The organism is uncultured Shewanella sp., assembly GCF_947501665.1.
Taxonomy (GTDB): Bacteria; Pseudomonadota; Gammaproteobacteria; order Enterobacterales; family Shewanellaceae; genus Shewanella.
In genome coordinates, this window is sequence record NZ_CANMWS010000026.1 from 37,800 (window position 1) to 51,378 (window position 13,579).

General features: G+C 34.6%; 9 protein-coding genes. 6 read left to right on the top strand and 3 right to left on the bottom strand.

The window, feature by feature from the left end:
- The first annotated feature begins 201 nt into the window (after positions 1-201).
- On the top strand, positions 202-897 hold the full coding sequence (locus Q0976_RS18460) for an ATP-binding cassette domain-containing protein (RefSeq protein ID WP_299495349.1): 696 nt from the start codon (positions 202-204) through the stop codon (positions 895-897).
- On the top strand, positions 821-1,438 hold the full coding sequence (locus Q0976_RS18465) for an ATP-binding cassette domain-containing protein (protein ID WP_299495350.1): 618 nt from the start codon (positions 821-823) through the stop codon (positions 1,436-1,438). The genes Q0976_RS18460 and Q0976_RS18465 overlap by 77 nt, the downstream gene beginning before the upstream one ends.
- Here Q0976_RS18465 and Q0976_RS18470 read toward each other — a convergent pair.
- Positions 1,432-2,367, bottom strand: a complete 936-nt coding sequence (locus Q0976_RS18470) for a DNA replication terminus site-binding protein (RefSeq protein WP_299495351.1) — start codon at positions 2,365-2,367, stop codon at positions 1,432-1,434. The genes Q0976_RS18465 and Q0976_RS18470 overlap by 7 nt on opposite strands.
- Before the next feature lie 215 nt (positions 2,368-2,582).
- Positions 2,583-3,626 carry a trypsin-like serine protease gene (locus tag Q0976_RS18475; RefSeq protein WP_299495352.1) on the bottom strand — a complete coding sequence of 348 codons (1,044 nt, stop codon included), beginning with the start codon at positions 3,624-3,626 and terminating at the stop codon, positions 2,583-2,585.
- A gap of 459 nt (positions 3,627-4,085) precedes the next feature.
- On the opposite strand from Q0976_RS18475, the gene Q0976_RS18480 reads away from it, so the two are divergent.
- Entirely contained in the window at positions 4,086-5,222 is a 1,137-nt protein-coding gene (locus Q0976_RS18480) for a GGDEF domain-containing protein (RefSeq protein WP_299495353.1), read from the top strand.
- A gap of 438 nt (positions 5,223-5,660) precedes the next feature.
- A complete protein-coding gene (locus Q0976_RS18485) occupies positions 5,661-7,391 on the top strand; it encodes a hemolysin D (protein WP_299495354.1) in 1,731 nt (576 codons plus the stop codon).
- A 123-nt stretch (positions 7,392-7,514) separates the two neighbouring features.
- Here the strand turns inward: Q0976_RS18485 and Q0976_RS18490 are convergent, their stop codons facing one another.
- Entirely contained in the window at positions 7,515-8,597 is a 1,083-nt protein-coding gene (locus Q0976_RS18490) for a tyrosine-type recombinase/integrase (protein ID WP_299495355.1), read from the bottom strand.
- 1,153 nt (positions 8,598-9,750) lie between these two features.
- On the opposite strand from Q0976_RS18490, the gene Q0976_RS18495 reads away from it, so the two are divergent.
- Together Q0976_RS18495 and Q0976_RS18500 are read left to right on the top strand one after the other, a co-directional pair.
- Positions 9,751-11,286, top strand: a complete 1,536-nt coding sequence (locus tag Q0976_RS18495) for a hypothetical protein (protein WP_299495356.1) — start codon at positions 9,751-9,753, stop codon at positions 11,284-11,286.
- A 388-nt stretch (positions 11,287-11,674) separates the two neighbouring features.
- Positions 11,675-13,522 carry an immunoglobulin-like domain-containing protein gene (locus Q0976_RS18500; protein WP_299495357.1) on the top strand — a complete coding sequence of 616 codons (1,848 nt, stop codon included), beginning with the start codon at positions 11,675-11,677 and terminating at the stop codon, positions 13,520-13,522.
- Positions 13,523-13,579: the final 57 nt, after the last annotated feature.

Consider the following 13,579-nt stretch of genomic DNA (forward strand, 5'->3'; position numbering starts at 1 on the left):
ACCTCTTTTTTACCCCCAAAGCCAAAATGAAATGCACATGGACTCACATTTCAACTTAATATGAAATAAGCATAATATTTCGTGTTGAGTTATTTAATAAGGGTTTTATTTCATGGGTGGTAAACATCTAACTCAGAAAGAGCGGTTTTACATAGAAAAACGCTTAGCCTGTAATGGGTTAAATCTGCTCAGCCGCCGATATTGTTAAATGATATTAAAAATGATGAAACTAATTTGCATGATGTCATTGATATTGGACGCAATGTTTATTCTCTTATCTATCAGCTGTGTCACGATGAGAGTTTGACTCAAGATTTATTACAAGAATTAGACCTGTTGCATTTACGGCGACATGGTTTTAGGCAGCTTTCTACTGGTGAAACTCGGCGTGTCATGTTAGGTAGAGCCTTGGCTATAGAACCTGAACTGTTAATTATTGATAATATTTTTAATGGGTTAGATGTAGAGCATAGACAATCCTTGATCCGCTATCTGACTAAGCTATCTGTAAGGGAAAAAAGCCCAATACAAATGTTAGTGATTTTTTCAAGAGAAGAGGATATGCCTGAGTGGATTGATAATGTGGCCCTTTTTAATCAAGGTGAATTTAAAGGCGTCATGAATAAAACCACCTGGGAACAACATCCATTAATATCTCAGATAAAAGCACAGTCTATTCAACAAAGTGAGCAAATGATCGCTCTTATTCGTCGTCATCAATATCATACTGAATTTGATGATCCTGTTTTTGAAATTAAGCAAGGACAGGTTAATTATCTTGATAATATTATTTTTACCGGTATCAATTGGCGCATAGACAATGGTCAGCATTGGCAAATTCAAGGGCCCTACATTACTCGGTCTCATTTTTGGCGATCATCCACAGTGCTACAGTAATGATATCGATATTTTTGGGCGAAAAAGAGGTACAGGTGAAACAGTTTGGGAAATTAAAAAGCAAATAGGGATGGTTTCTGCTTCACTACACTTACAATACCGAGTGAGTTGTAGTGCCTTACAGGTTGTATTATCAGGTTTTTATGATTCAATCGGCCTTTATACTGAACCGACTCGTCAAGAAAAACAACTCGCTAAAGAATGGTTAACCATTTTACATATGGGTCAATATGAAACAACCCGTTTTAGACAGTTAGATTACAGCCAACAGCGATTATTGCTTATTGCTCGCGCATTAGTCAAACAGCCTAAATTATTAATTTTAGATGAGCCTTATCAAGGACTAGATTATATTGGTCGAAGGCTCGTTAAAAATACAGTCGAATTGATTGCAAAAGAAAACTTAAGCCAACTGCTTTATGTTTCTCATTATGATGACGATCAAATAAAGAGTATTAACAATGTGCTGACTTTCATTTACGATGAACAAGTAAAGTGTTTTAAAGTGAAAGCTATACATAAAAATGATATAAATCATTGAGCTTGGCTTCGATATAAATAGAGTTGTGGACTAATTAAGTCAGCTTCATATTCACTAATTTTCTCTATTTCTGGTTTATAATAATCATCGAGTGGCGTGACTTTGAGTGTGTTTTTTGAAAATACCAGTACAGGAGTCGTTGCACTGCATTCTTTCGGACGAAGGTGAGTACAAGGTTCGGAGCCGTATGCATTTTTATAGGATAATTTAATCATTGGCTTAATACGAACAGGACGTCGTATAATGAGCTTATCATTGCACGTGTGTAAGCTATTGATTTGTAACTGTATTGACTGTATTTTATTTTCAGACTCTTTGGATAAAGAAGCTTGATGAAGTAATTTTTCTAATTGATTAAGTGCTTGCTTTTTCGTTACTTTGGGGGAACTGACTTTTTTCGCCCAATAAAAACGGAGACGATCTGGGGTTGTAGGTGAGTCAGCAATCAATATTTGACGTTTTAATTGATGTGTCATAATGCGTTTAAAAAGGTAATGGATAAGATCCCATTGCTGCTGATGATCTTTAGTATTGCTTTTTAAGTAATGCATAAAATGTTGTTTGGTTATGTTTAACTGATTAATCACTTGCTCTATTGCGTTGGGGCAGCTGTCTAAATCAAATTGAATGAAACCAGGGTAACGTCTGACGAGTCTTGTGCTGTATTCCTTTTCAGATGTATTATCTTTTGCATAGTAAGCCGTAAGAGAATGAAGGGAGCTTTCAAATGCCGCTTTTCCTGTGAGTGAAGACACTGAAATATGCGCAGGTTGCTCGAGTTCATCTTCTTTTTCAAATGAAGGTAATTGGAAGAGTTGACATTCTTTTAATGGTAATCGACGCAAATATGTTGCTAGTTGCTCAGATAACGTTTGGATTTCAGACATTTGCTGTTGAAGAGTCGTTTCAACTTTTGCTTTTATATCCAAAGTAGATCCCTTAATTAAAAATATTTATTAAAAATCATATCGTTAAAAAAATTGATGTCAACACGCAATAGACAATCAGGCAGGTTATTTATCTTAAAATCAGTAAAGTAGTATTATATTTCAGCATCACAATTGTCTAACTAAGGATTTTTTTTAAGAAAATAACGCATAAAATAATTATTTATCATGAATATTCGCACTTTAACAAACTCATTTTATTGGTAAAGCTCCATCCAGTAGTGAAGTGTGCTGTAGACTTCATAGGTAATTCTAGTACCACAATTTTTGGTAGGAGAGCCTGTTGTATGTACCCCTCGTACATAACCTTGGCTGTCGACAATTGCACTGCCACTCACACCATTTGAAGTATCTATTTGATAACATAATCTATAAGGTGTTGAAGTCACAGGACCAGAATCTGTCCACATCGTCGCATAAGGTTTCTCACTTGCATAACCGGTAATACTGTGTGTCCCAGATACATAGGGGCCAAAACCTAACGAACCACCATTTGCATTACAATCAAGTACAATGAGTCCATAATCAAAATTAGAATTTCCTTCCTTAAACCAAGCTTCTGTTGTAATAGCCTTTTTCCATGAACATTTATTCCATGGCTTGTAATGACCATTTTGTGCCGTTGTGAAATCTAAGTTACTGTACCAGTTACCATTTCCATCAGCAATACAATGTCCCGCAGTCAATACATGGCTTTTACCAATTAATGTGCCTGTGCAGCCCACATCAATTCTTCCGATAAGCCAATAAGGAGAACTCAGTGCAGGGTTTGTGACTTGTTTTCTATTATCTTCTCCCATAATAACCATAGGCTTGATGATATTATCAATATTAAATGTTCCACTGTAATATGCACTGGATTGCTGCATCTTATCTTGAAAATAGTCAGAGTATTGTTCTAAATATGTTTGGTTATTGAACTGTTTTAAATCATCAATACTGATTGAGGAAGAAAACAGCTCTCCATTTTTAGAGACTGCAATGGCTGTGAATGCTTGAGATAACTCTTCATCGGAATAAATTTCTTGCTGCTCTGCGTTTCCTAGGTAATAAGGGGGAGTGGGATTTGCGGCTTCTCCATTATGAATAAAGTTTGCAGTATCATTTAATCGAATGATATGCGTTTGTTTAGTTTTTTCATCCATATCTACGGCAAATAATGGAGTGGCAATAAATAAAAAAGCAAATAAAAACAATTTATTACATGAATTCTTCTTGATGCTTTTTACATTTGTTATCATACATAATCCTAACTGATTATTTAATTATAACTATAGCCAAATCAATCGATAAATCTAATCTAGGTATAAAGCTTGCCAGCATGCCAGAAAATAATCATGACCTCGGCCATGTTAAAAATCCACCAGCACCAAATTCAAATAGTCGTTTGATTAATACACTTACAATGATGAGTCCAGCTCATACCAGTTAAACATAAATAACTTAGACATTATATTTAACCATGTTTAGTTTTACCGTGTATGAAAAAAGGTAAAACTAAACGATAACTAGCTATATATTTTCAATTGAAATGTATTTCATAAGGATAAGGCTCTGGTCGCCTTTAAACTCAAAGTAGGGGTTTACTTAAACTACCCCGAGGGTCTTTTTATTCGTTCTCTTGCATTTAATAGAGGTTAAGTTTGACATTCTTATATCACAGATTTAGGCATCTACTCATTCCGGTGCTTTTAACCGTTATGGCGATAACATTAAGCCAGGTATACCAAGCTAATTTAAATATATGGACTGACATTATTTCATCCCTTCCTTATTGGTTATTAATCATTACCGCCTTTATTGCCTTACAGTTTAATCGAAGCCGACTTGCTTTTTTATCTGTATTGTTCATGGGATATTATGCGCTTTATCAAAATAATTTATTCACATTATCACTGAACATGTTTAGTGATAAGCCTGTTGTCATTGCTGGAGCATTGGTGATTAGCTTATTCGCTACGGTAAAAGATAGGGGTATTTTATCAAGTCACGGCATTATGCGATTATTTTTAATTAGTATGTGTCTTGGATTCGGTTTCCTATGGTTTTGGCTACTAAACCGTTACGATCAACAGATCAGTTTACTATTAACAACGGGGTTGAAACCCCAATATCAACTGTTAATCCCTATGATTATCTGTTCAGCGATTGTCAGTTTTAATGCTATTCGCCATACGAATTTAGTCAATTCAGCTATTTTTATTTCACTTGCAATATGGATTATGCATTATTATCAACCTCAATGGCTGCCTTTATCCTATTTATTGTCTATTCTTGCTATTGTTTATCTTATTACTATTTTAGTAGATTCTTATTTTTTAGCTTATCGGGACGAATTAACAGGTTTACCGTCAAGAAGAGCATTGTTTAATTTATCTCTATCATTAGGCAGAAAATACAGTGTAGCCATGTTAGATATTGATCACTTTAAAAAATTTAACGATACTTACGGCCATGATGTGGGTGATCAAGTATTAAAGTTAGTGGCTTCTAAATTATTAAATGTGTCAGGGGGAGGAAAAGTTTTTCGCTATGGTGGAGAAGAGTTCACGATTATCTTCCCAAGAAAAGATACCCATTACGTTATCCCCCACCTTGATGCTGTTAGACAGGCCATTCAAGATTATAATATTGTTCTCAGGGATGAAAAACGAAAAACACAAACAAAAGCTAAACGGAAAACCAATTCTACAAAAAAATATAAAGCGGTTAAAGTCACCATTTCAATTGGCACAGCAGAAAGGTTGGCAGGCCATTCATTTACTCAAACCTTAAAAAAAGCGGACGAAGCCTTATATAAGGCAAAAAAGAAAGGACGAAATCAAGTCTGCAGTTAACCTTCATTCCTGGTACACAAGGCCTACATTCAAGGGACAATGTGTACCAGGGAGCTTCCTCACACCAAAATCCTGCTATTTTTAAATCAATAAACAAAAAGTATTAATATTGACGTGCTTACCTTTAGTCATTTATCTCTTTTTTTCTATAAAAATATCATTAACCTTCTGCTGGCTTGTTTAAAGTTCAACCAAGTTAGCATTAAGTTGATTTTTTGAGTTTAATTTGTGACTTAATACGGGTAGGATCATATCAAATAATGTTAAAATGTAACATTGTATTTCATTTCGAATGAAGCATAATATTCGAGCAATACGCATTATTAAAATCAAAATTGAATTTCTGTACTGGATTGCAGCAGTATCCCTATCGATATATAGACCGTTGTATGGGGCAATCATGTGTGCCTTAATCATAAAACATAAGGGAAATATCAAATGAAGTTGGCATTAAAAGTCACCTGTCCGTTACTGATTAGTATACAAGCTTTTTTACCTGTTCATGCGTTTACTCAAAGTGGCGCAAGCGTCGACTTTATAGGTAGTGGTGTTCCAATGGGTCATGAATGGTTGACACGCATGTCTGCATTTGAAGTAATAGGAAATGATCCTATTACGACCCCAGATCCAAATGATCCCAGAAGTCACTGGTCTGCAGGGCTTTCTTATAATACACAGCTTGATAGTCTCGCACTAAATGAAATTAATCAGCTAATGGAAAGCACTTTAAGTGATACACGCTATGAATCCACCTATCAATTTATTCATTCAACTATTTTAGGACAACGTTGGGTAGACTTAGGAGGATTTAATGTGACGTCATCGAGTTTAGGAAATGTGAATTGCTTTGATGTTGTCTCACAAGAACCCGCTGAATTACAAAAAGATCACTATATGCGTCGTTACGATGACTTGGGAAACCAAGGGGGTATTGATGCTGCAATCCGCTCTCAAGCACGCTTCATTGAGCATTTTGTTGATGCAGCAATGGCGACGGATCAGCAAATAAAAGTATGGGATGGAGGCGCTTATTCTACTAAAGAAAATGTGAATCACCAATACTTTTTATTTGGAAGAGCGGTACATTTATTCCAAGATTCTTTTAGTCCAGAGCATACTGTAAGACTAGATAGTGATAATTACGAAACCGTTTATCAAGTCAAAAGTTATTTGTGCGCTGAAGGTTCAGAGCAGCATACTCACGACTCAAAAGAAGTCTTAGATTACAGTAGTGATGATGTGATTTGGAAACAAGGTGTTCGTTTCCAAACGGGTTGGGATAGTTACAAAGCAAGCAACATGAAAGATATCGCTTTAGTTGCCACAGAAGCCAGTAAAGATTTATGGGCAGCTTTTTTTAGAACCATGGGGACACCGATTGAAGAAAGGGAAGCTGTTGCTTTATCTGAAGCACAAACATTAGTTGATAATTGGTTAGCAATCGACACCTTATCAGCGCTATCTTGGTATGATGAGAAAACAAATCAAGATACTACTTATGTGGCTATGTTAGATGATCTTGACCCCAATTATACCCAAGAGCAATGTATGATTGATATTGGTGTTGAGTCAGGTGATCAACAAGAAAAAGTTGAGCAACTCGAAGAGGATAGATTAACTTGCATGTTCAATATTGAAGTTGAATCTGGCTATGAAGATGTCAATGATCCCCATATGGACATTCCATATAATTGGAAGTGGAAAAATGCCACGACTTGGTTGACTCCAAGTGATGATTGGTTACCAGAAGAAAAAGAGGCAGATTTAGGTAAATTGGTTAACATTGTTAGTGTGATTAATGATGAAGCGATGACATTAGATTCAAATACTCTGGAAGATAATGCGATTATTTACGTCGAAGAAGGTGAGCCATTAGCACTTATTCAGGTTAATATCAGTGATAATGATACTGCTTATTTTAGAGCAAAAGATAACCCTGATCTTTTCTTAAGTTATGCTACTTTTTCTGGAAAAGTAAAATTAGCTGATACACCATTAAATGCCAGCTATGAAATACAAACAGATTTAGGGGTCAGTAAATTATTGAGCCAACGTTGGGATGATTATATGTGGTTCTATGAGCAAAATGGAACAGCATATGTAAGCGGTGATGCGGGCAAAAATGATACAGAATCAAGTTGGTATATCGAAACAATCACCGCTTTTTAAACGTTGTATTCTTATTTGATAATTTAATACAGCGAATCAATAAAGAGAAAGGCGAACAATATACAAAGTTACGCCTTTTTCTTTAATCATATAAAATCCAAAATCACTAATTGCGACACATAACTAATCTTTAGGTTTTAAATAGTGTTTCAGTGAACGAGGATCATTGTGTCCAGTTCGAGACATGATATATAGATGATCTTTATCGTTTTCATAAAGTTGAGTAACACAACCACTTCGTAAACTGTGCGCACCAAAAAACGCTGCATTTAATCCTGCCTTTTGGCAGTACTTTTTAATCACTTGATAAATATCATCGCCAGTTAGAAAACCAGATTGGCGACAGCTAACTTGGGCATTCTCCACATCACTTTGAACTTGATATTGCCTTATGGTCTGCCCATCTCTGGACAAAGAACGAAATAAATGGCCACTTTCAATCTTAGCAAGTGTCATCCAGTCTTTAACGACATCATAAGCAGAGAAAGGCTCTGATTTAGGAAGGACTTTCCATTCTTTCTGACCTTGTTGGTTATTTTTAGAGTAGGGGAGGCGAACTCTCAGTTTATCTCTTAAAAATGCAATATGATCCACTTCGATATTGGCTAGTTCTGAACGGCGAAATCCCCCTTGCAGGCCTAATTGTAAAATAGCCTTATCACGAGTACGTGTTAATTTTTGCGGTTGATTATCAATGACTTGAATTAATAATTCTAATTCATCATACATAATGGGTTGTTGATCATAAACGCTTGTTTTTCTCTGCTGATTTCGGCTAAGCCCTCTCATAACCCGTAAGATCAAAGGATGTTCACTAGGAGAATGATAACCAGCTTGAATATGATAAAAACGAATCGCCGCTAAGCGGGTTGTTAATGTTTGCTTTGATAGTTGCTTACCTGTGGAAGCTTGGATCATGTCTTTTTGTTGCCCAATAAAAGAGATCACTGTTCTAGGATCAGCAGGCAAAGCATTAAGTTCATGTTGTTGACAATACTGTTCAAAAATAGAAAAGCTGGACTGATATATACGGCGTGTATTATCGGATATTTCATAGCGTGTTTCTTGAGCAGCATTTTGAAAATCATCCAAAATGGACAAGGGGAGCTCACTCTCCTTGTAGAATTTGTCTCTATCTGTTACTAATCCAGTGTTATCTTTATTTTCCCCTAATACTGAATAAGTATGCTTAATCGTGTTTTTCATTCAGGCCTTTTTTATTGATGTATTTTGATTCTTACCTTTTTTAAACAAAATAGTAAGAATAAGGTTTTGATTAAAGATGTTATTTTAGCCTCTTTATTGCTCAATATTATAGCATAAAAGCCCATCTCTACCAGTGATAATTGTCATTATCACTGGTAGAGATGATTGTAAAAAGGAAAGAGGTTATTCCTCTTATGGAATACTGAATTTAAACCAAATATGTAAGTGACTAATTTGTGATTAATTATTCAAAAGTAACAGATGCTATTTTGTTACAGATGGCATCAAATGATAGGAAAGTGCATTATTATTTTTGGTTATCTAGTAGGAAATTGATGCTATTTAAACCAACCTTATCTTTCTTGTTTCTAGTTGGACTACGGTTCAAGACTATCAACAATAAGATGGTTAACCATCTTATTGTTGTGTTTTTTATTCAATATCATATGTATCCGCTAATGACGAGCGGTAAAGAAAAATAATCTGAGAACACAATTTTATTTATTGCTTCAAGAATACTGAAAGGGTTATTGCTAAACTTAAAAGGCACCTTAAAAAGAGAAGGATTTAATCAATAATTTTTAAATATCATTGTAAGAGAAGTAACGTATCTATTGATAAGAATACAGAAACCTTCACCACTTACTTCTAGTATCAAAATATAAATAAAGTGGTTAAACATTTTATTTGACTAATAAATAGCTTTATATGCGCGCTTTTTATTATTCATAGTTACAAAGCAAAATGACGTAAATTGACAAATAAAAATCAGTATTTAAACAGAAATAAATCTTTGTTTGCAACTTGTTAACTTTGGTAGGTAATGAAATTAAAATCTCTTATTATTGTTAATAAATTAAACTGTAAATGTTTATGAATTAATAGTTTCACATTCATTTGTTTTATATTTATTTTCTAATATTCAAATAGTTATAGTCATAACCGTGTCAAATTAAACTATGTTAACCTTGATGTTGTTGTGATAAGTAACGACAAGAATAATAATCAATAAACACTTTGATATAAAAAATAACAATGAATCGATTTTTTGATAAATAAAGTAAGGAGGTGTTAAAGACAAATAAAAAATTATAAACCCTACATATAATAAAATATAAACGATCTTAATTATAAATATAAAATGGAGTTAAATATGAATTTTATATACACAAAAAAAACAAAGTTTATTACAGTTTGTATTCTTTTTTTAACCTCAAACGTATATGCAGAAAACATCCAAAATACACTAGAACATAAAAATATTTTGCGCATAGGAGGGAATCAAACTTACTTATCAAGCGCACTTGAACAAAACAACCAAATAACAACCGTAAAAAATAACAGTAATGATATTAATTTAATGGATACTCAATCCACAGCCCTTACCGAGGAAAAAAACACCATAGAAAAAGAAGTCAGTAGTGCGGATGTTGTCTATGCTAATTTAAAAGATAACAAGGATAACGAGAAGGTCGATTTAGTCGTCAAAGAGGCGATTAAACAAAATAAAGTCATCGTATTAGAAAATATGCATAAAAATCAGCTAAAAAGCTACCCTATGTTTTTTAATGCGGAAGTCGTGATTATCAAACCAAACTTAAATGCACCCAACAGAACAATCACTTTTGGTCAGCAATCCCCTTTAGTTGAACACAATATCCAAGATTTAAGTCAACAAGAGCAAGGTAATATAATATTAAGCCAAATAAATACCTTATATTCTGAAAATGACAAGGTACTTCCTACTAAGTTTGATGATATGCTGGATTACCAAAAAGAACAGGCCTTTCAACAAATTTCAGAGTCAATTAATACTTTATTAACGCCATCAACACCTGCAGCACTAATGCAGATAAACTCTGGTTCATCAGGTGGGCAAATTGGCTACCCTTGCCCAGCAGAAGCAAAACAAGAGCAACTTTGCACTAATGAAATAGTCACTACAAACCCTGTTTATTATCAGAATAATAATGGCGCCATTTTAAATGTCGTCCATGGTTTTTCTTATGCGGCATATCGCACCGACTCTGGCACCAGTATTTTTGTCAGTCCATGGGGCAGTGCAAACCCCACTTTATCTAGTAATAGTGAATCACATAGAGGTTATTATTTAAAACAGGTTCGACCAGAAATAACGGTAGAACCTTCGACATCAGCTGGTATGCTACTTTACAGACGTGTGCCAGAAAATCAAAATGGTTCAACTACAGTGTCAACGACTTCTGGTATGAGTTATGACATTAATGCTAGCGTCTCTGAAAAACCCTCGATGGGAGGAAAAATTTCATATTCAACAAGCCAATCACAAAGCACGAATTTAAGTGACTGGGCCACAACAACTCGATCCAATACAGGTTATGATGCAAAATGGGATTACCATTTAAATAAATACAAATCAATTAGTGATTGGGTCAGTCAAAAGCTTTTTCAAAAAGCTAAATTAGGATCAATTCCCTCTATCTCTGCCAATGGTATTCAATACTCAGCAGAGGCTATTTGGGCGGGGTCAAATAATACCGTTTCTGGTAACTTTAACTTTAATTTAAAAACCTATATCGTAAATGAAAGAATATATTTCACCAGTAATGATATCTTTCATTGGAATGCCACGGCTGAATGGTATACTCACACACTGTATACAGGAGGAAATGGGGTTTCTTTTAATACAAATTGGCTAAAACCACTTTAGGTTATAATAAATTTATTATATACGTCAATAAGCAAAGCCATTTCATTTACTTTGCTTATTGACTTTTAATTAAATATAACCCTCTTATTACTGCTTATTCATTACGATTTAGTCATTGCTCACCAAATAAATCCAATTACTTCCTTAATCAATACTTAACCTCTTGTTTTTTTGTTAAAAACAAAGATTAAACATAGTTAACCATAAATGCACAAAAATGATCAGCAAAGGTTCAGCAATAATAATGATAATACCGATGTGATTACTTATTTTTAAAATAAGCAGTTCTATTTAACATAATGAATAAATGTACTCTTAAAAGAGATAAATGAATTTTATTTATATTTTATAAAATTCAATTTCAAAAAATATAAATAGGGAATGATTAATGAAGATAAATAAAAAAATACTGTCATGTATTATTGCTGCCTCTTTTAATGCACAAGCAAACAATATTATGCCAGAGCAAAAAGGTAATGTTCTTATGGGATATTGGCATAATTGGTGTAATAGCCAAGGCTATCAAAGTGGTATCTCACCTTGTATTTCGTTAACCGATATTAATAGCAAATATAATGTGGTTGCGGTGTCTTTTATGACAGCGAGTGGTGATTCCTCTATACCCACTTTTACATTAAGTACCGATCTTAAATCACAACTGGGTATGAGTGAAGGTGACTTTATTCAACAAATAAGTGAACTCAATGAGCAAGGGCGCAGTGTTGTATTGTCATTAGGTGGCGCAGATGCTCATATTGAGTTGTCTAGCGGTGATGAAATTGCACTGGCAAATGAAATCATCAGACTCGTTGATACCTATGGCTTTGATGGTATTGATATTGATTTAGAGCAATCAGCGATTAGTGCTGGGGATAATAATACTGTCATTCCTAAAGCGCTTATTCAAGTTAAGGAGCATTATAAAGATCAGGGCTTAAATTTCATGATCACTATGGCACCTGAATATCCTTATTTAAGGGATGGTGGAGCTTACGTTACTTACATTGAACAATTAGAAGAGTATTACGACTTTATTAACCCTCAATTTTACAATCAGGGAGGAGATGGTATTTGGGTTGATGGAAAAGGCTGGTTAGCTCAAAACAATGATTCAGTTAAAAGCGATTTCATTTACCATATTGCTGATTCACTCATTAATGGTACGAATGGCTATACACAAATAGACAATGATAGATTGGTCTTTGGCTTACCGACCAATATTGATGCCGCTAATAATGGTTATGTCTTTAACCCTCAAGATCTATATGATGCTTTTACTCAGTTAAGTAATGAAGGACATCCACTTAAAGGAATAATGGGGTGGTCTGTCAATTGGGATGTTGGCAAGAATTCAAGTGGTCAAAGTTATAATAATCAGTTTATTAGCGATTATGCGTCATTCATTTTAGATGATCAAACAAGTCATGATGACATAAAATTTTCCGGTATTTATGATCTTCGTGTCCAAAGAAGCGAAAGCTTTAATGCACTTGATGGCATTAGCGCAACAGATGCAGATGGCAATGATATTACCAGCAATATTAATACATCAGGTACCGTTGATACATTACAAGAAGGTGTATTTACCGTTTATTATACCGTTACAGATAGTAATGGAAATAAGTCAGAAGCAGAGCGGATAATCACTGTCTATAATGACGCGCCTGTATTGATTGGTGTAAACGATACAACAATCAATATCGATAGTGATTTCTCCCCTTTAGATGGGATAAGTGCAACAGACTCCCAAGACGGTGATTTAACCAATAACATTAATATTCAGGGCAATGTTAATACCGCTGTTGAAGGCCACTATACGCTCACTTATACCGTTGAAGATCAATGGCAGGCAACGACGTCACTTTCAAGAATTATCACAGTCACTCGCGATGATATAACTGAATGTAGTGCCGCAGCTTGGTCCAATGATAAGCCTTATCACTCAGAGGATACCGTATCTTTCGCAGGAAAAATTTGGTCTGCAAAATGGTGGACTAAAGGAGAAGAGCCAGGCACAACGGGTAAATGGGGTGTTTGGATTAATGTCGAGGACTGTAGTGGCGATAATAATGATGAAGGTAATACTCCAAGTGTATGGACGCATTCGCAAGAGTACTCAATGAATGACACTGTGACTTATAACAATAAAACCTGGAAGGCAAAATGGTGGACTCAGGGAGAAGAGCCCGGCACAACTGGTGAGTGGGGGGTCTGGAAAGAAATAACCAAAAATTAAATAAGAATAAAACCAAAACATTATTTTCAGAAATTTAACTTTCATATTAACTTAAAG